The sequence below is a fragment of the Neisseria flavescens genome (assembly GCF_001618065.1).
Lineage (GTDB): Bacteria > Pseudomonadota > Gammaproteobacteria > Burkholderiales > Neisseriaceae > Neisseria > Neisseria flavescens_A.
In genome coordinates, this window is record NZ_LAEI01000002.1 from 104,234 (window position 1) to 127,943 (window position 23,710).

Genomic DNA, 23,710 nt, shown 5'->3' on the forward strand with positions numbered 1-23,710 from the left:
GGCGTGATCGACACGCCCTTTTTTTATATATTCGACAAACCATGCCCACTAAGCAGGCAAACGCCCCAGCGTGACCCTGTCCAATCCTGCCAAATCCTGTTCGGTTGCCACTTCGGCAAAACCGTTCTCAAGCATAATGTTCCGCACCGCTTCGCCTTGGTCATAGCCGTGTTCAAACAGCAGCCAGCCGTTGGCTTTCAGATATTTAGGTGCTTCCTGGGTAATGTGGCGGATATGGCTGAGGCCGTCTGAAAAGTCGGTCAACGCGTTTTGCGGTTCAAACCTCAAATCGCCTTGCGACAAATGTTCATCGCCATCCTCGATATACGGCGGATTGGAAACAATCACATCGTATCGGCCTTCAGACAGCCTGTCGGTATCAAACCACGAACCCTGCGCAAACTCGACTTTTGCGCCCAATTCGGCCGCATTTTGACGGGCAGTATCCAAAGCACCGACGCTGATGTCGGATGCGTGAACATCGGCATCACCGCGTTCAAGCGCGACGGTCACGGCAATGGCGCCGCTGCCTGTCCCCAAGTCCCACATACGGCCTTGCGGCGGCAAGCGTTTGAGTACGGCTTCCACCAAATGCTCGGTTTCAGGACGGGGAATCAGCACATGGGGATTGACGGCAAAGCGTCGTCCGTAAAACTCGCGTTCGCCCAACAGATAGGCCATCGGCTCGCCTTTCAGACGGCGTTGTACCAAAGCCTCCAAGGTTTGCAGGGCGGAGTCTGCCAAATCGTCCGTACCGCGTGTCACCAGCTGCGCGCGCGTGTAACCCAGCGCATATTGCAACAACATCCGCGCTTCATTTTTGGGCAGTGCCGATTGGCGCAACCATTCATCAAGCGTCATTTTTCGTCCCATCTGCCAGCGTTGTGGCTTTTCTTTCCTTAATCTTTCCGGCAAACGTGCCGATGGTGGCAACCGCAAATGCGGCATACCACAAATAAAATCCGGCGCCGTAGCGCACGATATCCGATGTATTCCCTGCTTCATCGACGTGTACGGCTTTCACACTGAAAGCCACCAGCGCCAAGCCCCAAAGCGCCGCATGGACAGGCACAACCTTCCTCCGCAACGCCAGCAAAACAATGGCCGCCAACCAAACATAATTGGCATAGGCCGCACAATATCTGATGTCCAAAGAAGCAAATATCGACCCCAAAATCAAAACGGTCAAACCCTTCATGCTTTCATGATTGCCCAAATAAAATGCAACATTGGACAAAGACGCTATCCACAGGGCAACCGACACCAGCAACATCACGATGGGAAAACTTGATTTCCGATTCTGTTCCTGCATGGTTTTATCCTAATGTAAAAGGCCGTCTGAAAACCTTTCAGACGGCCTGCCGTTTAAATTTCGCTACCACCGACGGTCAGTCCGGCATCAATTCTCAGGGTCGGTTGTCCGACGCCGACAGGAACGCTCTGCCCTTCTTTGCCGCAGACGCCGATGCCGCTGTCGAGCGCAGTGTCGTTGCCAATCATGGAAACATGTTTCAGCACTTCGGGGCCGCTGCCGATGATGGTTGCGCCTTTGACGGGGTATTGCAGCTTGCCGCCTTCCACCCACCACGCTTCGGATGCGCTGAACACGAACTTGCCGCTGGTAATGTCCACCTGTCCGCCGCCGAAATTGACGGCGTAAATGCCCTTGTCGATGGACGTGATGATTTCTTCCGGCTCATAGCCGCCGTTTTCCATAAAGGTATTGGTCATGCGCGGCATAGGCGCAGAAGCGTAACTTTCGCGGCGGCCGTTGCCGGTCGATTGCGTACCCATCAGGCGGGCGTTGGTTTCGTCCTGCATATAGCCGACCAAAATCCCGTCTTCAATCAATACAGTGCGGCGAGTTTCGTTGCCTTCGTCGTCGATATTGAGCGAACCGCGTCTGTCGGCAATATCGCCTTGATCCACAACGGTAACGCCTTTGGCGGCCACGCGCTCGCCGATACGGCCGGAGAAAAACGCTGGTTTCTTTGCGGTTGAAATCGCCTTCCAAACCATGTCCGACCGCTTCGTGCAGCAACACGCCCGGCCAGCCGTTGCCCAAAACGACGGTCATCTCGCCGGCAGGCGCAGGACGGGATTCAAGATTGGTCAGGGCTTGTTTGACGGCGGCATCGACAAACCAATGCACCAAGTTTTCATCGAAATACGCCAAATCATAACGCCCGCCGCCACCCGCGCTGCCCTGCTCGCGACGCTCGCCCTGCTTGGCGATGACGGTGACGTTCATGCGCACCATCGGGCGGATGTCGGCAGCGTGTTTGCCGTCCAGACGGGCGATGTACACCATGTCGTATTCGCAGGTCAAACCAGCCATCACTTGCACGATACGCGGATCGGCAGCTTTGGCCAGCGTTTCGACTTTGTTCAACAGCGCGACTTTGGCGGCAGAATCGAGGCTGGCAATAGGGTCAATCGCCATATGGACAGGCTTGCCGTAGGCAGGTGTCGGCACTTTGACGCTGGCCTCGCCACCGGCCGCACCAATCACGCGCACGGCTTTGGCAGAGCGGTTGATCGAATCGATACACAGGCTGTCGGCGTAGGCAAAAGCGGTTTTATCACCCGAAACAGCACGCACGCCTACGCCCTGATCGATTTGGAAGCTGCCCGATTTGACGATGCCCTCTTCCAAATGCCAGCTTTCATAAGCAGTACGCTGACAATAGATGTCGGCATAATCGACATGGTTGGCGCCGATAATGCTCAGGCTTTGGGCGAGCAAATCGGGGGAAAGATGGTTGGCTTCGAGCAAATCTCGCTGTACCGCGGCGTAGGTTTGTTGCATAATTTTTCAGACGGCCCGACAAGCAGGCAAAGTTAATTTGGCCTTGATTATACGGTATTTTATATGGCTTTGGATATGTTGATTGCTTGGGTTTATGAGTGATTAAAACAAATCAAAAGGCCGTCTGAAATATAGGGTTGAAATGTTTGCCTTACCCTAGTTCAACGTCAGCCGCGTAGAGAAGATAACAAATCATCGTATGATTGATGCAGCGCAGGCTGATAAAGATTCAAATAATAAATAGATTGGAATTGAAATGAAAAAGTTACTTGTTGTATTGCTAGGACTGGCAAGTCTTAATGTTTATGCCAACGGCTGTGGCGGTGAATACCAACCTGCAACTGGAACATGCCGTATTATCGACAGCTCGGGCCGACAAATTTTATATAATGTTCCATCTCAATCAAATACTCATACACAACCTAAGAAAATTATTTATTATGATGTAAAAGTTCCTTCCAAATTTGGAGCTTTAGCTTTTGATGCAAGGTCTGGGAATATAGGTGGAGCATTAAATCAAAATTCAAAAGCTGAGGCACAGAGAGCTGCGATTAAACAATGCGGTGCAGGAAATAAAAATATTCATTGTAAAGTACTCAGTTGGGTTCGAAACGGATGCATAGCTGCCGCTACTGGAAAACTGAATAAACAAACTAGAGTCATAGGAGGTGCTGCAGAACAAGGAGCTGCAGAAAAGACTGCTTTATTAAATTGTAAGAATGAAGGAATGACTGAATGCAAAATTGTTATGCCTGAAGGTTGTTCTCTGCCTAAATTCGAATAGACCCAAAGCCGTCTGTTGTTCAGACGGCCTTTTCAATCACGGCAAAGCCGATACCGAAATTTAATTCCCATACAAAACAAATCATTACAACAAAACCCATTATTTTTTCAATTTTGCTATTGATAATAGTTATTATTAGCGTATAATCAAAACCACTCGGAAGACGTCCTGATCCGAGCCATTAAACAACAGATTTTATCCCCCTCTTCCCCATTATCTCTTGATACTCGGAGTGCGCATATACGAAACATACCTGTTCCCCTTTATATCAGATACTCAAAACCGAAAAACATGAAACCCACTGCCGATACAGTGGGTTTCGTGTTTTGTGGTATTCAGTTTATCAGGCTTGGGACTGCTGATCAGGCCGTCTGAAACCGAATAGGCCTGATTATCGGCAGGTTTTCATGTTCAACTTGCCATAACGGCCGACAATGTTTCTGATGTCTTGGGCATCGCGCTCGTCGACTGCCATAAAGACCACGGTCATTCGCGCCACGCTCAAACCGGTATCGGGTGCGCTTCTGTCTTCCTGTTCGACAATGCGCGCGCCGCCAAAACCTGCGCTGGACAAGCGTGAAATCAAAACTTGGGCGGAAGAACGGCTGCGTGTTACGTCAATGCTGATTTCGCCGTTGTGAATGCTGCCACTAAAGCCGCGGCTGCCCAAGGCATCAAGCTGGGCGGAAGTGTCGCCGTCGGCAGGCAAGACCACGCGGAAGGTTTTAGAAGCAGTCTCGCCACCGGATGCGCCGTTGCGTTTTTCGATACTGCGGCTGGCCGCATGAGGCCATTTGCCCAACAGGCCTTTGATGCGGTGGTAATCGTCTTCATCCATCACCACGGTGGCGCTGCTGGTACACAAGCGTTCCACGCCGGCCGCGCCCATCTCTTCTTCAGCGGCGCGACGCTCTTGCGCCTCTTTCTCACGGCGCATTTTTTCTTTTTCTCTTTCAACTGTTGCGCTTCTTGCTTTTTACGCAAGGCTTCCGCTTCTTCGGATTCCGGTTCGGCCATAATCAGGCCGTCTGATTCGACCACCACCCAATCGGGTTGCGATGCCTGCCGAGGCTCGGCTTTGGGCGCGTCCAAAGAAGACGGGAGCAATAATTCGTGCGTACCGCCTTCCAAAGCAGATTCGGGTTTGGCGGTTTTATGTTGTGTCCGATAGGCAACCATGCTGCCAAAAACAATGATGTTGAGTGCGACCAAGACCGCAAACAGCCATTTCATGATGCGTTTTCCTTTTTATTGTCCGTTGCGATGGGCAATCCAATGCAATAGCCCGTGAATCACGAGATTATCGACGATTTTCACTTGATTGTCATGAACGAATGACTCCGGCAGCGCCTGCATGACTCTGGCCGCGCCGCCGCCGGTGATAATGATATCGACTGGTTTGCCCTCACCCGTTTTGTCTTTCAGACGGCCATGCATCATCATCAACGCGCCGCAAACGGCATCCATCATGCCGCTGGCAATGGCGTTCGGCGTTGTGGTTGGGAACGGATATACCTTGCCGATGGGGCGGTTGAGGTTGGCGGTTTTGAGCGCCATCGCCTCTTTCATCAAGTGAAAACCGGGCATGATGGTGCCGCCGAGATAATGATTGTCTTCCGTCAGCGCATCGGTGGTTACGGCAGTACCGCAGCTGACGACGACGCAGGCGTTTTGCGTAAAGCGGCGGCTGCCCAGCGCATTAAACCAGCGGTCGGAGCCATGTTCTTCAGGGCGGCGGTAATGGTTGCGGATACCCAAAGCCTGCGGCATGGAAGACAGCCATTCGACCGGACGGGTTAATTGTTCTTCAACCATCGCTTTTTTGACCGAACCGCACACAGCGCAACCGACAATCTTCACATCTTCATCGGCAAATTGCAGCCATTCTTCACCCAGCTGGGTCAAATCACGATACGGCGCGCGGCCGACTTCGGAAAATGTGCCGTTCTCTACCCACGCCCATTTCAACTGACTGTTGCCGCCGTCCAGCAGCAAAAAGCGTTCCGGCTTAGTCGCGGCAGGTTGTGCCGGGCGGTTATCCGGACGTAAACTGATCTCGCCGCTGACGATGGTTTTCTCGCCCTTGTCTGTCAGCAAACGCAACGCGCCTTGCGCATCCACGCCTTTGACTACGCCTTCGTGTACAATGCGTCCTTCCTGAAGCAGCAAGACCGGCCTGCCTGTGTCGCGGTTGGCAGCATTATATTCGCCGACACATGACGCGAATCCGTTTGGCGCGTATTCGTTCAACAGCGCATCAAGTTGCACCAATACCGCATTCAATAAAGTTTTGGCGCTTACACCCTGCTTAGAGGCCGTCTGAAACAAGGCCTGCACGGAAGTGGCGTTTTCAACTTCTTTCGGCAATACAAAATTAATGCCAATGCCAATGACGGCGACAGTCTTATTCTCTACCCGCGCCGTTTCAATCAAAATACCGGCCAATTTCTCATTGGCCACGACCAAATCGTTCGGCCACTTGATATTTACGTCCAAACCGATATCGGCAAGCGCACGGCGGCAAGCCAATGCCACCACCAACGCCAGCGAACCCAGCTCATACTGCGGCTTGTCAAATGCCCAGCCCAAGCTGAACATCAGGCATTCGCCCTGTCGGTTGACCCAATTTCGCCCTTGCCGTCCGCGGCCTTTGGTTTGAAAATGCGCCACACACAAGGCCTTATGCGCCAAATCTGCCGACTGGCGCGCCAATGCCATGATTTCATCGTTACTGGACGAACATTCGTGTTTCAACTGCGCACGAAAACCCTGTTTTCCGGCCATTTGTTGCAGAGATTCTTCGGCAAACACAGCCAAAGGGCGCACCAAGCGCCATTGCCCGTCATGCTGGCGCAGCAAACCGCGGATATGGCCCGGCATCTGCTGCCAGAATCCGTTTAATTGTTGCGGCTTCATCCCGACCACTCGCGCCAACTGAGAAACGTGTTGCGGCAGGCCGTCTGAAAGCGCGGCGAGCAAAGCCCAATGGCGGCTGTTCAAATCCGTCATTCGCCTCCTCCGGCTTCGCGGATTTTCGCCAAAGTTTTGGTGGTCGAAGTCTGGTGTAAAAACGGAATCGAAAATACTTTGCCGCCACGCGCAAACGTCTCGGCCGCACCGACAATCTTATCCACAGGCCAATCGCCGCCTTTAATCAATACATCGGGTTTGATCATTTCAATCAACGCGGCAGGCGTATCGTCATCAAACCATGTGACCAAATCCACGCTCGCCAATGCAGCTGCCACTGCCGCGCGGTTTTCCAAAGGATTAATCGGGCGGTCGTCCCCTTTGCCCTGACGGTGCACCGAAGCATCGGTATTCAACGCCAGCACCAAAGCCGCACCGGCCGATCGCGCCTGCGCCAGATACGTTACATGGCCCCTATGGAGAATATCGAAACAGCCGTTAGTAAACACCAGCGGACGGGGCAATGCCGCCAAACGCTCCGCCAGCTTTTCGGGCGGACAGATTTTGGATTCAAATTCTGGAGCTGACCATTCGGACATGATGCGGTTCCTTTGGGAATGAAACAGAAAATAATCGGGGTATTATAAATGATAACGGCGAAACGCCATAAAAAGATACCGAACGGTACAATATTCGGGCTTGACTGCGTATTCATTGACATTTGATAACACAGCAAACGCCATTTTTGCCGATGCCATGATGAAACGGTTTGATAAATACTATTTTTGAAACCCAATTAAATCTGAAGTGAAATTCGGGCATAAACGGAAAAAAGCCTGCATACAATATGCAGGCTTTCATCTGGGGTGGCTGATGGGGCTCGAACCCACGACAACTGGAATCACAATCCAGGGCTCTACCAACTGAGCTACAGCCACCGTAAAAATTGGCACGCCCGACAGGAATCGAACCTGTAACCCCCGACTTAGAAGGTCGGTGCTCTATCCGGTTGAGCTACGGGCGCTCATGCCGATTCGTGCTAAGAATTTTGTGGTCGGGGCGGTGGGATTCGAACTCACGACCCTCTGCTCCCAAAGCAGATGCGCTAACCGGGCTGCGCTACGCCCCGACTGAAGACCTGAACTATACAGACCCTTTTTAACCCGGTCAACATCTACTTTGCTTTATTTTTTCATTTTTTGATTATCTTATTATTTTTAATCGTTATTTATTTTTATGTTTCACAATCAGGGCTACTCTTTTGTGTCAGGCCGTCTGAAAAATGCGATAATTTAAACGCAATATTTATCCCTATTGAGGAGGAAAAATCATGGCTGCACAACTTATAGACGGAAAAAAAATCTCCCAGCAACGCATCGAGGCGGTCGCGCAGGCGGTAAAAGCGCGTCAGGAAAAAGGTTTGCACACGCCTTGCTTGGCGGTGGTATTGGTTGGCGACGACCCTGCCAGCGCGGTTTATGTACGCAATAAAAAACTGGCCTGCCAAAAAAGCGGCATCGAATCGCGCTCTTATGAGCTGCCGTCTGAAACCATGCAAGACGATTTGCTGAAACTGGTGGACGAATTAAACGGCGACCCTGCCGTCGACGGTATTTTGGTGCAACTGCCGCTGCCGGCACACATCGACAGCCAAGCGGTTTTGGAGCGTATCGAGCCGCATAAAGATGTGGACGGCTTCCACCCTTACAACGTTGGCCGCCTGGTCGTCAAAATGCCGCTGATGCGCCCTTGCACACCCAAAGGTGTGATGACTTTGTTGGAAGCCTACGGCATCGACCCGAAAGGCAAAAAAGCGGTCGTCGTCGGCGCGTCCAATATTGTCGGCCGCCCGCAGGCGTTGGAATTGCTGCTGTCCCGCGCGACGGTAACCATTTGCCACAGCGCCACGCAAAACCTTGCCGATGAAGTTGCCGCCGCAGATATTTTGGTGGTCGGCGTAGGCATTCCGAATTTCGTTAAAGGCGAATGGGTCAAACCCGGCGCAGTCGTTATCGATGTGGGCATCAACCGCTTGGATGACGGCAGCCTGTGCGGCGACGTCGAGTTTGATGTCGCCAAAGAACGTGCGTCCATGATTACGCCCGTTCCCGGCGGCGTCGGCCCGATGACGATTGCCACTTTGTTGGAAAACACGGTACACGCGGCCTCATTGCACGATTAATCGCTGTCATTAAGTTAGGCCGTCTGAACATGGTTTTTCAGACGGCCTTACCTGTTTTTTTGCTTTTTACCTTATTGGCTTCACATGTCCTTATTCTCTTCCCACACCGACAACCCGACTTTCCGCAATGCTTCCTATATCCTGATGGGTTTGGCTTTGCTGATTGTCTTGCACTACCATTTTCTGCCGCTACTGCTGTCGGTTATCCTGACCTATATCTTTATTACGCGCACCAACGGCGTCATCCTCAAGCTCCGCCGCCGTGTTTTGCCGCGCAACACGCGGCTGCATAAATCGCTCAATGCGCACAATATCAACCTGATCTCCACCACGCTGACTCTGGCCATCGTGTTCAGCATCATCACGATGATGTCTTTGGGCATTTACCACCTGATACACGGCGGCCATGTCGGCTTTATGTTGGCCAAGCTGGCGGCGATTTTGGAAGACACCAAAAACAGCCAAGACCTGCCTGCAGCCATTCTCAATATGCTGCCCAACAATATGGCCGAAATCAAAGCCTCGGCAATCAAACTGATTGAAGAGTACCGCGCCGCGCTGACCCGTATCAGTAAAAACAGCATCACGTCCTTCGTGTACATCCTCATCGGCATCATCATCGGCGCCATGCTCAGTTTCCACCGCCTGAAAATGCGCAAAAACCGCCGCAAAATGCCATTGTTTAAAGCCGAATTGGTGCACCGCATCGTTAATTTTGAAACCAGCTTTGAACGCGTGTTCCTCGCCCAAGTCAAAATCTCGCTGATCGACACCTTCCTGACCGGCCTATACCTTTACTTGGTTTTGCCGCTGTTCGGCGTTGACCTGCCGTTTAAAATGACCGTCCTGATCGTCGCCTTTATCGTCGGCCTGATTCCGGTGGCGGGCAATCTGATTTCCAACACCATCATCATTATTTTGAGCCTCGGCGCATCGCTTTACGTCGCACTCGCCTCGCTGGTGTTCCTTGTTGTCATCCACAAGCTCGAATACTTCCTCAACGCCAAAATCATCGGCTCGGAAATCGAATCCAGCGCATGGGAATTGCTGGTGGCGATGGTCGTTTTTGAACGCATTTTCGGCATCGGCGGCATCATCGTCGCACCGGTTTATTACGCGTATCTGAAAAACGAATTGAAACTGCGAAAATTGATTTAATCAGTTGCGTTTATACACATCAAAGGCCGTCTGAAAACGACAATCGGGTTTTCAGACGGCCTTTGCTTTACCTTTTCTTACACTTTACGGCATAATGGCAGCCACGCATTTCTAGAAGAAAGATAAACAATGTCAACCAAAAACCCTTCCCTATTCGGCGGCGCGATGATTATCGCCGGTACGGTTATCGGCGCAGGCATGCTTGCCAACCCGACTGCCACGTCCGGCGTATGGTTTGCCGGCTCGCTGGCCGTATTGCTGTACACCTGGTTTTCCATGCTCTCCAGCGGCCTGATGATTTTGGAAGTCAACACCCATTATCCGCACGGCGCCAGCTTCGACACCATGGTCAAAGACCTGCTCGGCCCGGCTTGGAACGTCATCAACGGCGTTGCCGTCGCCTTCGTTTTATACCTGCTCACCTACGCCTACATCTTCGTCGGCGGCGACCTGACCGCCAAAGGCATCGGCAGCGCGGTAGGCGGCGAAATTTCGCTGACCGTCGGCCAACTCGTCTTTTTCGGCATTCTCGCCTTTTGCGTTTGGGCATCCGCACGCTTGGTTGACCGCTTCACCAGCATCCTCATCGGCGGCATGGTATTGACCTTTATTTGGGCAACCGGCGGCCTGATTGCCGATGCCAAAATGCCTGTCCTGTTTGACACCCAAGCCCCTGCCGGCACCAGCTACTGGATTTATGTCGCTACCGCCCTGCCCGTTTGCCTTGCCTCATTCGGTTTCCACGGCAACGTTTCCAGCCTGCTCAAATACTTTAAAGGCGACGCGCCCAAAGTAGCCAAATCCCTGTGGTCGGGTACGCTGATTGCCTTGGTGATTTACGTCCTCTGGCAAATCGCCATCCAAGGCAACCTGCCGCGCAGCGAGTTCGCACCGGTTATCGCCGCTGATGGCCAAGTGTCTATCCTCATCGAAACACTATCAAAATTTGTTCCTACCGGTAACATGGCATTAATACTGTCTTTCTTTTCCTACATGGCAATTGCTACGTCCTTTTTGGGCGTAACTCTCGGACTATTTGATTACATTGCTGATATATTCAAATGGAACGATAGCACCTCAGGACGCACCAAAACTGCAGCTGTTACTTTCCTCCCCCCCTTGATTTCCTGCTTGCTTTTTCCTACTGGCTTTGTCACGGCCATTGGCTATGTTGGACTCGTTGCTACCGTATGGACCTGCTCTACACCAATCTTATTACTGTTTCATTCCCGTCAGAAATTTGGCAAAAGCAAAACTTACACTGTTTATGGAGGTGCATGGCTAATTTATTGGGTAGCTCTCTTCGGTATCGTCAATATACTGGCATGGAGCTTAAACAAAATGGAGCTTGTTCCTGTATTTAAAGGTTAAATTCCCTTAAGGCCGTCTGAAATACCCGCTTTCAGACGGCCTAATTCATTATTTTCCGCTACAATACCCCCTTTCCCCAACGAACACCGTCCATGTACGACAATATCCGTTTCCATCTCGACGAAGACTATCCCGACCAGCTACCGCCTGAAAACGCCGCCACCCACATCGGCATGTACTGGCAGTGGGCGGCGCAGGCAGGCCTCGTCAACCCCGTCTGGCAAACCGCCCCCGAAACCGCAGCCGACTTCGCCGCCATGACTGCAGGCAAAATCAGCGGACGGCACTTCCTGCTCAAACACATGGACGGCGCATTAACGGCGGACGACTTTACCGAACTCGGCCAACGGTTTACCGAGTTCTACTACACCGACGAAGAAGACGGCTACGGCGCATTTATGGAAGACTACGTCCTCGCCCTTGACACGCCCTCGCTCGGCGGCTTCTACCACGTCAAAAACACCCCGGAAACCTTCGCCAAACTGACACCCGTTTTTCAGACGGCCTTTGAAAAATGGAAAAGCAGTTTGAAAGCAGAAAAATAAGAGCCCTCACCATGAAACTCATCATCCTCGACCGCGACGGCGTCATCAATCAAGACCGCGACGATTTCGTCAAATCCGTTGACGAATGGATTCCCATCGAAGGCAGCATGGATGCCATCGCCTTTTTAACGCAGGCAGGCTACACCATCGCCGTGGCCACCAACCAATCCGGCATCGGCCGCAAATACTTTACCGTGCAAGACCTAACCGAAATGCACACGAAAATGCACCGCCTTGCCGTTCAGGCAGGCGGCACCATCGACGGCATTTGGTTTTGCCCACACACCGCCGCCGACAACTGCGAATGCCGCAAACCCAAGCCCGGCATGATTATCGACATCATCGAACGCTTCAAGGCCAATGCCGCCGAAACCTGGCTGGTCGGAGACAGCCTGCGCGACCTGCAAGCCATTGATGCCGCAGGCGGCAAATCCGCGCTCGTCCTGACCGGCAAAGGCAAAAAAACGCTGGCCAAACACGAGCAAGACCTGCCCGAACACACCCAAGTCTTCGACAACCTGCTCGCTTTCTCGCAATACATCATGCGTGAAAACACACAAATCGAAGAAGCCGCGCAAGCCATCCTATAAATGACAAGGCCGTCTGAAACCAGCCGACAACGGCGTTCAGACGGCCTTCTAACGACAGACTTTTCCCCGATATGCTGATTATCCGCAACCTGATTTACTGGTTCATCCTTTCCTCTAGCATTATTTTACTGTTCCCCTTTATGCTGCTTGCCCTGCCCTTCCAAGGCGGTGCACACAAAATGGCGCAAGTTTGGGTGCGCATCCTCAACTGGTCGCTCAAGCACATCATCGGTTTGAACTACACCTTAAGCGGCGCGGAAAACATTCCCGACCGCCCTGCCATCATCTGCGCCAAACACCAAAGCGGCTGGGAAACCCTCGCCCTGCAAGAGATTTTTCCGCCGCAAGTCTATGTTGCAAAACGCGAACTCTTCAAAATCCCTTTCTTCGGCTGGGGCTTGAAGCTGGTTAAAACCATCGGCATCGACCGCAGCAACAGCCGCGAAGCCAACAAACAACTTTTAGAACAAGGTCTTGCGCGTAAAAACGAAGGCTATTGGATTACCATTTTCCCCGAAGGCACACGTCTGCCGCCCGGTAAAAAAGGCCGCTACAAGCTCGGCGGCGCGCGTATGGCAAAAATGTTTGAGATGGACATCGTCCCCGTCGCGCTCAACAGCGGCGAGTTTTGGCCGCGCAACTCCTTCCTCAAATACCCCGGCACGGTCAGCGTCATCATCGGCAAACCCATTGCCCACAACAACGGCAATGAAGCCGAACTCATGGCCCAATGCGAGCAATGGATTGAAAGCCAACAGCCCCTGATTACCGGACAAGGCCCGTTCGCGCCCAAAACCAAATAAATCATTCCATCGGGTGGGCAGCTATGCCCGCCCTTTTCATGCCGTCCAATATTTCCATCAATATCATGCCCCGCCTCCATACCCACACTCTTTCAGACGGCCTGACCATTCATATCCAGCTCAAACGCAGCGCCAAGAAAAACCTCATCTTGCGCCCCGTTTCCGCCGATACCGTCAGCATCAATATCCCGCCGTTTGTTACCCAGCGCACCTTTACCCAATGGCTGAACGACAATGAAGCCCTCCTGCGCCGCACCCTAAACAAAACACCGGCCCGACAAACACCCACCGACACGCTTCCCGAATGGATTTGGTATCAAGGCGTTCAGACGGCCTTGTCCGTCCACACGGCAAACCACATCCAAATCAGGCCGTCTGAAATCCTGTTGCCCGAAAAAGAAACCGCTACCCAACTCACCCATTTGCGCCGCTTCCTGCACGAGCGTGCGCGCGAATATCTGCTGCCGCGCCTTGAAGGCCATATCCGAACCACCCGCCTGACCCCGAGCGCCATTTCCCTTTCCAACGCCAAAACCTTCTGGGGCGTTTGCCGCCACACCACCGGCATCCGCCTCAACTGGCGGCTCATCGGCGCGCCCGAATATGTCGCTGACTACGTCTGCCTGCACGAACTCGCCCACCTGCGCCATCCCGACCACAGCCCTGCGTTTTGGGCTCTGACCCACTCGCTCACGCCTCATGTCGACCAAGCCGAACAATGGCTGAAGGCGCACGGCGGCGAATTGTTCCACCTCGGCTAAGTCTTTCCAGCAGCATTTTTCTGCAAGCAAACACCAGCCCAAAGCAAAGAATCAACGCCCTCCAAACAAATCATGTAGCCGCGCGTAAAATCAGGTTTATCCGCTTGCCGCCCCTCATACCTGCCGATAAGATGATGTCGTTCTCAAAACCCTTTTCAGAAAGGAAAACCGATGACCAAAGCAAAATCGTTACTGGCCACCGGCATTTTGGCTCTTTTCTCCGCCACGGCATTCGCCTCCCCGCTGCCTTCCGAAATCTACCGTCCGGATGGCGCGCACACCATCAAAGCCGATCATCAAGGCGACGGCGAATTTGAATACGAAGCCGAACTTTCCGGCCAACGCAATTCCATTCCTTCCTTGGCCAAAAAAGTGATCGCCCACGCGCGCAGCAAAGGTTTCCATGTGGTTGAGTCTGAAATCAAACACGACGATGCCGATCTGAAATTCAAACGCGGCAAACAAGAGCTGGACGTTTCCATCGAAGACAAAGGCCAAGGCCGTATCGAATACAAAGCCGATTTGGACTTGGACAAAAACTAAATCTGACTCGCAAACAAAGGCCGTCTGAAATCCCATCAGGTTTCAGACGGCCTTTTGTTGTCTTTATCGGATAAAATGGCAATCGGTTTGCAAAATTTCCGACTCAAAACATTGTACAATCTGCCCACTTATACCGATAACATCCCAAACATTGCCATGAAAAAACGTCTGCTCCTCCTCGCCATCCTTCCCCTTTCCCTTCAAGCCGCCGATGTGCCGCCTGACGTAAAACCCGAGCTTCAAGTCAACACAGCCGAACCCCAACAGCCTGAAACGCACGACATCCCTGCCGAGCAGACAAACAAGCCGTCTGAAAAAATCATCAACGTCGATGCCGACACCCTGCTTGCCAACACCGAATTACTGGCACGCGCCATGTATTCCGCCGTCGTCGCCCACAACATCCCCGGCATCAAAGCCGTTTTGCCCATTTACGAACAATGGCCAGAACACGACCGCGCCATGGCACGCTATGCCAAAGGTTTGCTTGCCCAATCCGAAGGACGCGCCGCCGAAGCCGTCGGCCATTACCGCCGCTTTATCGCCGAGCAGCCCGACGCTTCCGCCGTCCGCTGGCAGCTTGCGACCGCCTTGTTTGAAGACAAACAAAACGAAGCCGCGGCCGACCAGTTCGACAAACTGCAAACCGAATCCCTCCCGCCTGCCTTGCAAGAACGCCTCGAAACCTACCGCAAGGTCCTGCGCGAACGCGACTCATGGCAATTCAACGCCGGCTTAAACATCATACGCGAACAAAACATCAACCAAGCTCCCGGCCAACGCCGTCTAGGCAACCACCTGAGCGACGAACAATGCCGCGCCGTGCGCCTTATCTATCCCGACGACGACTGCTTCCGAGGCTGGACATTCCCCGAACCCATCGATGCCACCGCCGTCCACTACCAAATCGGTGCAGAAAAAAATGGTCGCTGCCTCACGGCTTCTATGCCACGGCAGGCGCAGACCATTACGGCAAAATCTATCCCAAACACACCAACTACAACGACCTCACCACACGCTTCTCGGCAGGCATCGGCTATGCCGACCAGCGCAACGACGTCGGCATGACCCCGTTCCACGAGCGCCGCTTCTACGGCAACGACCCCTACACCTACACCAACGGCGCACGCCTCCACTACAACCATTGGTGGCAACCCAAGCTGCAAACCCTCAGCGCATTTGAAGCAGGCCGTCTGAAAAACAGCCGCCGCGAGCATTCCAACAATACCAGCCAGCTGCTCAGCAATTCCATCGTGTACTACCGCAACGCGCGCCAATACTGGGTGGCCGGTATCGACCTCTACCGCGAACGCAACCGCGACGACAAAGGCGACAGCTTCAACCGCTACGCCCTGCGCACCACATGGGGACAAGAATGGCCCAAAGGCCTCTCCACCGTCCTACGCCTCAGCGCCGCCCAACGCCGTTACCAAGCCCCCAGCTTCTTCAGCAACGAACAAAACCGCCGCGACAAAGAAGCCTCCGCCTCCCTGAGCGTATGGCACCGCGCCCTCCATTTCAAAGGCATCACCCCGCGTCTGACCATTGTCCACAACAAAACATGGAGCAACGACAAGTTCTACGAATACGGCAAAACCAAAATGTTTGTCGAATTGAGCAAAACGTTCTGACAAGTAGAACCAATCTGTAGATAAAGCAAAAATGCCTGTCCTGCATATTGATTTACAAGACAGATTCAAACTTTTACAGATACCGAATCAATAGATTTTTTAAGGCATAATGTCTTATTAAATTCATATTTATCAAATAGATGAAGTTTAAGCCATATTACTTTACAACGTACCGTACAACACTACATAACGCTACAAAAAAATCAGGCCGTCTGAAACCCGACTTGGCGTTTCAGACGGCCTAAGTATTCGTTATCATATCCGCTTACCTCTTCAGAAAGTATGATGATGAACGCCCTAAACAAAACCCTCTTATCCGTTTCTGTCGCGCTGGGATTGAGCGCCTGCGCTTCCGTCAAAACCGCGGATACCTACGACCTAGATTTCTCCAAACAAAAATACACCGAACAAAGCATCGAAGTGAACGGTCAAGCCGTCAAATTCCGCGCTTACGAAGGCGTGGTTTACGTCCGCAATCCTGTCGATACCCGTTACGAAATCATCAATATTTATGTACCTGAAGCCTATTACAACGGCGGCGAGATAGGCGGTTTCAACGCCGAAACCGCACCGATTTTCCTACCCAACCAAATCGGCGGCTATATGCCTGCCGAACCGGGCAAACCCGCTTTAGAAGGCAAACGCGGCGAGCCTGAAGACGGCCAAAAATCGCCTAACGCCGCCCTGGTTGCCCTCTCCAAAGGCTACGTCGTCGCATCCCCTGGCGCACGCGGCCGGACAGAACCCACCGGCAAAGCACCTGCCGCCATTGTCGATTTGAAAGCCGCCGTCCGTTACCTGAAAGCCAACGACAAAGTTATGCCCGGCAACGCCGAAAAAATCATTTCCAACGGCACAAGCGCAGGCGGCGCGATGTCTGCCCTCTTAGGCGCGACAGCCGACCAAAAAGATTACGAAAACCACCTCAAAGCCTTAGGTGCGGCAGACGGCAGCGACAAAGTTTTCGCCGTATCCGCCTACTGCCCGATTACCGATTTGGATCATGCCGACATGGCTTACGAATGGCAGTTCAACGGTATCAACGACTACAAAAAATGAACATTTCCATGCTCGACTACCGCGTCAAACGCGAGCTGGTTGCCGGCACGCTGACCGATGACGAGAAAAAACTGTCCGACCTCCTCAAACCCCTATACCCCGCATACCTCAACAGCCTGAACCTGAAATCCCCCGAAGGCAAACCCCTGACACTGGATGCCCAAGGCAACGGCAGCTTTAAAAACCATATTGCCGGTTTAATTGCCAAATCCGCACAAGCCCAGCTTGATGCAGGCAAAGACCTGAGCGACCGCACTTGGCTGACCGTCCGCAAAGGCAAAGTTGTCTCCGTCGATTTCGATGCCTACGCCAAAGCCGCCGGCCGCCAAAAAACACCGCCGGCCTTTGACGGCGTAGATTTAAGCACAGGCGAAAACCAACTCTTCGGCACCAATACCGTCGACAAACGCCACTTCACCGCGTTCTCCATGCAACACAATACCGCCGCCAACGCCGAAATCGCAGATGAAGAAACCATCAAAATCATGAACCCGCTCAACTACATCGGCAAACCAGGCGTAAACCTGCCGCAAAACTGGCGCATCCGTGTCGGCACCAACGACCGCGACACCTCACTGGCAGTCTCCGCCGTCTTAGCCGCCAAACTGCAAAACAACAGCCAAACCGTCGACTACGCCCTGCCTTGGGATGTCGGCCACGGCGGCGATTATGACTTGGACGAACTATTTGCCTGGATGAAACAAGTCAGCAGCTCTACAAAATAAGCATTCGCAACATGGATTGAGATGAGATTTGGTATCCCGTTTTAATTGGAAAAAGGCCGTCTGAATATTTCAGATGGCCTCTTATTATTAAATTTCTAAATTTATCATACTGTCTATACTATATATGTATATTCAATATAACATCTACTCAAAACTTTTAAATTAACCCTTTATTATCAATACTAACTCATAAATAAAAGCTTAAAATTTAAAAATATCTTTTAAATTTAATATCTTAGAATAAATTTTTTAAGAATAAAATCAATTAAACTTGATGGGAACTACTTCCCAAAACAAGGAATCATATATCTAAAACAGAATGAAAAAAATGTGTCCCGTATCGTCCATCTATCTGTGTAATAGCTAATTGATTACCTTTTCCTGCCCCAACAAATTTTGCCGCACTAACTAAATTAATCCACCCTTGAATTGGTATCAAGTTACCACACAACATATCTAAATTATTCATTGAATGAGCAGAATCAAACGAAATCAAATCAATATTATGTTTATATAATACCTGTATCAACTCAGCCTGACTATTCGAATCCATATTACTTAACCATAATCCCAAAGATAACTGTTTGTCCAATTGATATTGGATTATTTGTTCAAGCATTTCATTTAAGTTTCCCTTAATCGTACTATTGGATCGAAGCATACGAATTTTAATTAATTCTTCTCGAATTAGTGTTTTTCCAAGTAACAGGGAACATGCTGCTTCATTAGCATTAGTACTGTTTACAGATAAAGCAATGATCAAAGCATGTTTAATTTTTCTTTTCCAACCAATCCTGAATTTCATCAGGTTGAAAATCTGCAGCATTTTTTAGTAGGATATCAGGTATTTTTTGACAATTTTGTTCTTTTAATAAACGGATTACTAAATCAACGCTATTTTCTCCTAAACGACGATTTATTAGATCTTTCTCACTATAAAATTTGTCCTCCACAATAATAATTTTTAGATTTTCACCCTCTAAATCCTGTATTTTTTCTAAATCAGGCAAATGATGGAAAAGAATTTTTTCCAAAATAATTTCTTTCTTATCATAACGTTTGGCAAATAAATCCTTTCCCGTATCAAAAAATGAAAAAGGAGTAATTACTTGCTGAAAATTATGACGGATTTTTCCACTACTAACAGCATCTATTAAAGGAATTTTAGTAATATCTATATTATCTGGCAAAATAAGAGTGTAATCATTAACATGCCAATACATCTGCGCCCACTGCTGCCATTTCCGGTGGATATTTTCTTTTTCCACTTCCCATGCTTCATGTTGCTGCTGTTTATTATATTTATAACTGAACTGCAAATAGAAAAATACTAAGCACACGAGCAAAGGAGGAAGTGCAGCAATACCTAATCCAGTAATCAATGGGGTACCAGAATAGGTCATACTTATAGCAACCAATACACCAACAATAGAAATAACTATAAGAATAAGTAACCATTTCTGCCAATTTATTGGTTTGGGGGCTTTGAATTCTGGAATTTCAGGGATTGCCCAACGGGTTCGTTTCATATTTTAAAAATTTTAAAAAATTAAATAACAAAGATGCCGAAAACGGATATCTCCATTTCCGGCAACTCTTTCAGATATGGGTTAATTCGCTTTACCATTCAATCCAATATGTTGAGAAATATCTCCTTCGGGTTCGTATTTCATCCAAGTAGCTGTATTGCCCTCAATACGATAAATTCCCCGATAGCGTGCAAGTCCTTGACCATTACCAAAAACAAAGGTCGGCCAATAACTACTGCCTATCCTAACCCTACCACTATATTCCAACAATCCCATACCAATATAAAAACTAGCTTGAGAGTCATGAACATAGTCATTATAAAACAGTTTTATAGCTTTCTCCCCATATAAATCTTTTTCGTATTCATCATTTTTTTCATCAAGATATATACGAGGCCTCTCCCGATATTTTTCCAAAATACCTTTTACAGTTGGATGATAGCTATGTTTAACTCCAAAGGTAGATAACCACCGACGATTAAAAACACTCAAACCTTCTTCCAACAGATCATTAACCACCTTAAGCCCAATCACAGAATTAGAATTTGGCGGCTGCCTCTCCAAATGCTGCTCCAATTTATCTGGATCAAATTCATTCTCACGTTTTTTCTCTGCTTTACTGAGCGACATCGCAGGCACTTCGGAAATTGGTTTCTTAGTCGACTCTTGAGCTTGCGTCCTCTCTGCATCACCATTTGCGCGAAGATAAAAATCCTGCCACTCAAAACGAGGAACACTCTGTGAGCTACCATACCAAGTTTTAGTTTGAGTTTGATATTTAGATGGAGTCTTATTTGAAAGGGAAATCTTACGTAACATAATGCCTCGGTACACTAAATAACTTTGGTTATACTGAGCAATATTATTAGCATGAGTACAAACATCTCCTCCTTCTTGCGCAACGCCAATCCCTTTAAGCATCTTACTCATATCATCTTTTATTGCATTAAACGCTGTGAAAAAATCATGGTGCGCTAATATCTCACCATAATCAGTATGTACATCATCTAATTTCATCTGGTTGATATTGTAAGGCATTAGATCTTTAAATGGAGTACCTCCACTAATAGCTTCATCATACATTTCTCTACCGGGTATAACAGACATATCGTATTTACCCTGCTCCATAAACCCATAACCACCACCTACATCCGAATGGGCTCCAGGATAAAGTTTAAGAGTATGATTACCTTGATGCTCCGTCATAGTCAATGGAAAACAGGCTCGAGCCTCATTACCGGCAATATAGTGTACACAGCGAATATTATCCGGTACAACTAGATTTTCAGGAGAAGCCCAAGACCAATGACCATCCACTAAACTACCAAACCAACGAGGCAGAATACCGTTACCACGGAATGACTTGATATCGACCATGCCTACCGAGGCTACAGTGTCGAAAATACCCATAAACTTTACTTCAACATCAATGCCGCCAAATTTCAACTGCTCAGGCGAGCTACCACTCAATCGGGAAAGGCGGTTGACAAAACTGCGAGCCTCTGCTGCACCGCGCGAAAAGCCGAACACATACAGGATGATTTTGCTGACCTTGCTGGTTTTCTTCCTTTTTTTCCTGACTTTTCAATAGTTTCCCTTAAGTGCTTATTCAGATATTCAGGAAAAGTATCAACATTATTTTCAATTTTGTCTGGACGCTTGCTTTGTTCCCAATTAATCCCATTCTCAAGCCCTTCTTTATTCATTATAATTGAATAAAGTCTCCAAAAAGCATAACAAAGTCGTGCATTTCCTCCGTAGCCAAGTGCGGAGCCCAAAATACTACCTGCCCCCTCATTGGGATTACCTTCTTCATTTTCAGAAAAGGGAGTGCCTACGCCAGGAATATATTCTTTATATAAAGAGTTTTCATTATTCTCATCAAACAACAAAAATAGTTTCGCTACATTGCTTAAATAACTAGTAATTTTTTGCAACTGCTGCGAATCATAATTATCAACATTAAGCCTTTTAAGATATACTCTGGTTTTCTTCTCATCAGTAAATCTATTATTTCCCGTACCGTCAAAAAATAATCCAAATCGGATTTCTTTCTGGCAGGAAAATTTTTGTACTACTCCTGTCGGCATTTTTCTGTTCCTTTCTTAACTATTCCTAAACTCAATGACATTTACCTATTTTCTTTTCCGTTTAGGATCATCATTTTCTGCCCAGCCGTAAGGATAATCAGGGTAATCAGGCGTCTTAGCAGTTACAAAAGCTTTAATGGTGTCATTAGGAAAAAAGTGTATCGCCAAATAAAATAAATCTTTATCCTCATATTTCGGCAGTTTGACAAATGCCCGTTTCGGTTTGGTATAGATCTCATCATTACCCGCCCATTGGAAAAAAATGGTGTAATTGGGATCCCATTTATCGGGTACCCTCCACCCACTCCCTGAAGTTGAATGGTATGCAGATACTCCTCCACCATTTGCTCCCCATTCATAGCCTAATTCCCCCCCTTTCCAGTCTTTTTTAGTTGCATCAGTCATATTGAAATTAATAGCTTTAGACGTATGGTTATATACTTTGACGGAAAGGCCAATAGTATTGGAATGGCTGCTGCATGCAGCAAGCAGGGCAGATAATCCCATGAACAATAAAGTAATAAGCTTTTTCATATTCATTGTTTACTCCTTAATTTCTTACAGTTAAATTTTTCAAAATGGCGTGTTCAAACATCTTTGATATTTTTTCGGATAAACTGAACCAAATTAGTAAAGCTTCCCTGTATTACATCCGTTTTCTCCAACAATTCAAAAATCCTGCTATATATTGCTGCAGAGTCCGTACTGTTGCCTGGATTATTTTTCTGTATTTCTGCCCAAATCTGATCGGGCAGACTTTGACTGTACAGCATTTCCAATTGATGATCATTTAAAATTAACGCAGTTGCCGCCTGATTACTATAGGCAGGGGTATAACTGCAAAATTTCCCAAAGCGGTTTATCCATGCAAATTTCTCGATCGCACCAGCAATAGCAGCTTCTTGTGAAGCAGTAAAAAATTTATTCTGTGGATTAAATATGATGGAAAGTACTCGGGTATCAAAATACCTTAATAACAATGCTAATCCTTCTTCTGTATGTACATTTGCTATCCAAGTTAAAATATCTGGCCACTTATTGGGAGCGTTGTTTTTTATCCGTATAAAACTGATAAGGGGTAATTCTGCCGCATAATTCTTCAAAATCCCCCTCAACCATCCAAAATCATCCAAAGATAAGTGTTCCGCACGAATAAAAAGTGGCCCTAATTCTTCTACGTCGGAAAATATGTGTCCACGCTGCCATAATCGCGAAAAACCAGCTAATTCGAAAATTGCCCGCTCATCATCATTTAACATAGAACCATCTATCAAGACGATGGTTTCGTGAGCTCTCTGCCCAACCCAACTAATTGCCTCCTCAATTACCTCTATATCAGGAGCTGAATGTAAATAATGCATTATTCCCTTCCTGCCAGCGGACTTCCGTTTTCCAAGGCTTTCTTCAAACATTCTTTACAAACTGCTTCAGAAAATTGGGGATAACTATAATCCAACGTATTCACACCCGTTTCTATGAGTCCTCCACTTCTATGCCAAATCTGATTTGGAGATCCCATTTCAATTGTCCCATCCTTGATACGGATATAAGCTGTACCACTAGTCAATAAAATCTCTTCCTTCCCTGCCAAAACGATTTTATTATCAGTACTCATCAACGTCATCTGCCCTTTAGAAGTTTGCTTTAATTCTCCACCTTGAGCCTGAATATCAATATCTTGTCTCGACGAGTAAATTTGCATTCCACCGTTATAACTATATAAACTGATTTTTTCTTTTGCAGAAGCAGTTAGATTATTCATGGACTGCAAATCGGTATTATTCTGACTAACTTGTAAAAGATTATTTTCTGTTGTTAGCTGTATACTACCCGAACTAACTGCAGCAATCCCATCAGGCGCACTCAACACGATAGCTTGTTGTTGCAATTGTTGATAGACATTTGTTAACTGTTTTTTTTGATCCTCTATATCGGCTAATTCCGCTCTAGCAGCCTGTATTGCATTATTAAGGTTTTCAACCTCTTCAACAGCTCGACGCAACTTCTCTAATGCTTCGTCCATATCCAATACTTTATTGTCAGGACTTTTACTATCGGTGCTAATAAAGATACCTTTACCCGCCCGTACGGCACCCCAACCGTCGGTTCTGAGTTCGAAGCCTTCGCCGTTCTCTCCGCGTTTATCACGATTTGAGTCGACGATATGGCCGAGGTTGAGTTGAGATTTCTGATAGTCGGTGGCGAGTTTGATGTGTTCCT

Annotated in this window: 20 protein-coding genes, 3 tRNA genes and 4 pseudogenes; 11 read left to right on the forward strand and 16 right to left on the reverse strand. The window is 48.8% G+C overall.

All coding sequences use genetic code 11. The features are described 5' to 3' along the window. Positions 1-48 precede the first annotated feature (48 nt). The 3 genes and pseudogenes from prmC to tldD form a co-directional block, all read right to left on the reverse strand. Positions 49-861: a peptide chain release factor N(5)-glutamine methyltransferase gene (gene prmC, locus TW89_RS01140; protein ID WP_128580278.1), complete on the reverse strand. Its 813-nt coding sequence runs from the start codon at positions 859-861 to the stop codon at positions 49-51. Then, positions 851-1,312 (reverse strand): hypothetical protein, encoded by a 462-nt coding sequence (locus TW89_RS01145; protein WP_128580279.1) that lies wholly within the window; start codon positions 1,310-1,312, stop codon positions 851-853. Before TW89_RS01145 ends, prmC begins: the two co-directional genes overlap by 11 nt. Positions 1,313-1,365: 53 nt before the next feature. Then, positions 1,366-2,809 (reverse strand): annotated as a pseudogene (gene tldD, locus TW89_RS01150) (metalloprotease TldD). Between the two features lie 256 nt (positions 2,810-3,065). Here tldD and TW89_RS01155 point away from each other — a divergent pair. Next, positions 3,066-3,593 (forward strand): DUF4189 domain-containing protein, encoded by a 528-nt coding sequence (locus TW89_RS01155; protein ID WP_128580280.1) that lies wholly within the window; start codon positions 3,066-3,068, stop codon positions 3,591-3,593. Positions 3,594-3,984: 391 nt separating this feature from the next. On the opposite strand, the pseudogene TW89_RS12205 reads toward TW89_RS01155, so the two are convergent. From TW89_RS12205 to TW89_RS01190, 6 genes and pseudogenes are all read right to left on the reverse strand, one after another. Beyond that, positions 3,985-4,826, reverse strand: a pseudogene (locus TW89_RS12205) (cell division protein). Between the two features lie 15 nt (positions 4,827-4,841). Next, positions 4,842-6,602: a bifunctional biotin--[acetyl-CoA-carboxylase] ligase/type III pantothenate kinase gene (locus TW89_RS01165; RefSeq protein WP_128580281.1), complete on the reverse strand. Its 1,761-nt coding sequence runs from the start codon at positions 6,600-6,602 to the stop codon at positions 4,842-4,844. Next, the gene (locus TW89_RS01170; protein WP_128580282.1) at positions 6,599-7,105 is read right to left on the reverse strand and encodes an adenylyltransferase/cytidyltransferase family protein; all 507 of its coding nucleotides are present in this window, start codon (positions 7,103-7,105) and stop codon (positions 6,599-6,601) included. Before TW89_RS01170 ends, TW89_RS01165 begins: the two co-directional genes overlap by 4 nt. 260 nt (positions 7,106-7,365) lie before the next feature. Beyond that, positions 7,366-7,441: transfer RNA gene (locus TW89_RS01180), tRNA-His, on the reverse strand. Between the two features lie 9 nt (positions 7,442-7,450). Further along, positions 7,451-7,527: transfer RNA gene (locus tag TW89_RS01185), tRNA-Arg, on the reverse strand. 27 nt (positions 7,528-7,554) lie between these two features. Beyond that, positions 7,555-7,632, reverse strand: a tRNA-Pro gene (locus TW89_RS01190). Between the two features lie 201 nt (positions 7,633-7,833). Between TW89_RS01190 and folD the strand changes: the two genes are divergently transcribed. From folD to TW89_RS01240, 10 genes and pseudogenes are all read left to right on the forward strand, one after another. After that, complete coding sequence (gene folD / locus TW89_RS01195; protein WP_128580283.1) at positions 7,834-8,685, forward strand: bifunctional methylenetetrahydrofolate dehydrogenase/methenyltetrahydrofolate cyclohydrolase FolD; 852 nt, start codon at positions 7,834-7,836, stop codon at positions 8,683-8,685. An 84-nt stretch (positions 8,686-8,769) separates the two neighbouring features. Further along, complete coding sequence (locus tag TW89_RS01200; RefSeq protein WP_128580284.1) at positions 8,770-9,843, forward strand: AI-2E family transporter; 1,074 nt, start codon at positions 8,770-8,772, stop codon at positions 9,841-9,843. A 129-nt stretch (positions 9,844-9,972) separates the two neighbouring features. Further along, the gene (locus tag TW89_RS01205; protein ID WP_128580285.1) at positions 9,973-11,214 is read left to right on the forward strand and encodes an aromatic amino acid transporter; all 1,242 of its coding nucleotides are present in this window, start codon (positions 9,973-9,975) and stop codon (positions 11,212-11,214) included. 92 nt (positions 11,215-11,306) lie between these two features. Then, on the forward strand, positions 11,307-11,759 hold the full coding sequence (locus tag TW89_RS01210; RefSeq protein WP_128580286.1) for a cell surface protein: 453 nt from the start codon (positions 11,307-11,309) through the stop codon (positions 11,757-11,759). An 11-nt stretch (positions 11,760-11,770) separates the two neighbouring features. Then, positions 11,771-12,349 (forward strand): D-glycero-beta-D-manno-heptose 1,7-bisphosphate 7-phosphatase, encoded by a 579-nt coding sequence (gmhB, locus tag TW89_RS01215; protein ID WP_128580287.1) that lies wholly within the window; start codon positions 11,771-11,773, stop codon positions 12,347-12,349. 71 nt (positions 12,350-12,420) lie between these two features. Then, complete coding sequence (locus tag TW89_RS01220; RefSeq protein ID WP_128580288.1) at positions 12,421-13,152, forward strand: lysophospholipid acyltransferase family protein; 732 nt, start codon at positions 12,421-12,423, stop codon at positions 13,150-13,152. Between the two features lie 65 nt (positions 13,153-13,217). Beyond that, positions 13,218-13,913, forward strand: a complete 696-nt coding sequence (locus tag TW89_RS01225) for a M48 family metallopeptidase (RefSeq protein ID WP_128580296.1) — start codon at positions 13,218-13,220, stop codon at positions 13,911-13,913. Between the two features lie 171 nt (positions 13,914-14,084). Continuing rightward, the gene (locus TW89_RS01230) at positions 14,085-14,456 is read left to right on the forward strand and encodes a hypothetical protein (protein ID WP_004520945.1); all 372 of its coding nucleotides are present in this window, start codon (positions 14,085-14,087) and stop codon (positions 14,454-14,456) included. 156 nt (positions 14,457-14,612) lie between these two features. Next, positions 14,613-16,087, forward strand: a pseudogene (locus tag TW89_RS01235) (surface lipoprotein assembly modifier). Between the two features lie 288 nt (positions 16,088-16,375). After that, positions 16,376-17,871 (forward strand): annotated as a pseudogene (locus tag TW89_RS01240) (subtype B tannase). Positions 17,872-18,172: 301 nt separating this feature from the next. Here the strand turns inward: TW89_RS01240 and TW89_RS01245 are convergent. The 7 genes from TW89_RS01245 to TW89_RS01275 form a co-directional block, all read right to left on the reverse strand. Then, on the reverse strand, positions 18,173-18,676 hold the full coding sequence (locus tag TW89_RS01245) for a hypothetical protein (protein ID WP_128580289.1): 504 nt from the start codon (positions 18,674-18,676) through the stop codon (positions 18,173-18,175). Beyond that, a complete protein-coding gene (locus tag TW89_RS01250; RefSeq protein WP_128580290.1) occupies positions 18,642-19,400 on the reverse strand; it encodes a hypothetical protein in 759 nt (252 codons plus the stop codon). Before TW89_RS01250 ends, TW89_RS01245 begins: the two co-directional genes overlap by 35 nt. Before the next feature lie 81 nt (positions 19,401-19,481). Beyond that, positions 19,482-20,930: a phospholipase effector Tle1 domain-containing protein gene (locus TW89_RS01255; protein WP_283114206.1), complete on the reverse strand. Its 1,449-nt coding sequence runs from the start codon at positions 20,928-20,930 to the stop codon at positions 19,482-19,484. Continuing rightward, positions 20,867-21,490 (reverse strand): DUF2235 domain-containing protein, encoded by a 624-nt coding sequence (locus tag TW89_RS01260; protein ID WP_128580292.1) that lies wholly within the window; start codon positions 21,488-21,490, stop codon positions 20,867-20,869. Before TW89_RS01260 ends, TW89_RS01255 begins: the two co-directional genes overlap by 64 nt. Before the next feature lie 45 nt (positions 21,491-21,535). Then, on the reverse strand, positions 21,536-22,030 hold the full coding sequence (locus tag TW89_RS01265) for a DUF3304 domain-containing protein (RefSeq protein WP_128580293.1): 495 nt from the start codon (positions 22,028-22,030) through the stop codon (positions 21,536-21,538). Between the two features lie 47 nt (positions 22,031-22,077). Further along, on the reverse strand, positions 22,078-22,851 hold the full coding sequence (locus TW89_RS01270; protein WP_128580294.1) for a hypothetical protein: 774 nt from the start codon (positions 22,849-22,851) through the stop codon (positions 22,078-22,080). Further along, positions 22,851-23,710 (reverse strand): type VI secretion system Vgr family protein (locus TW89_RS01275; RefSeq protein WP_164836678.1); only part of this gene is annotated, 860 nt, incomplete at its 5' end. The genes TW89_RS01275 and TW89_RS01270, both read right to left, overlap by 1 nt.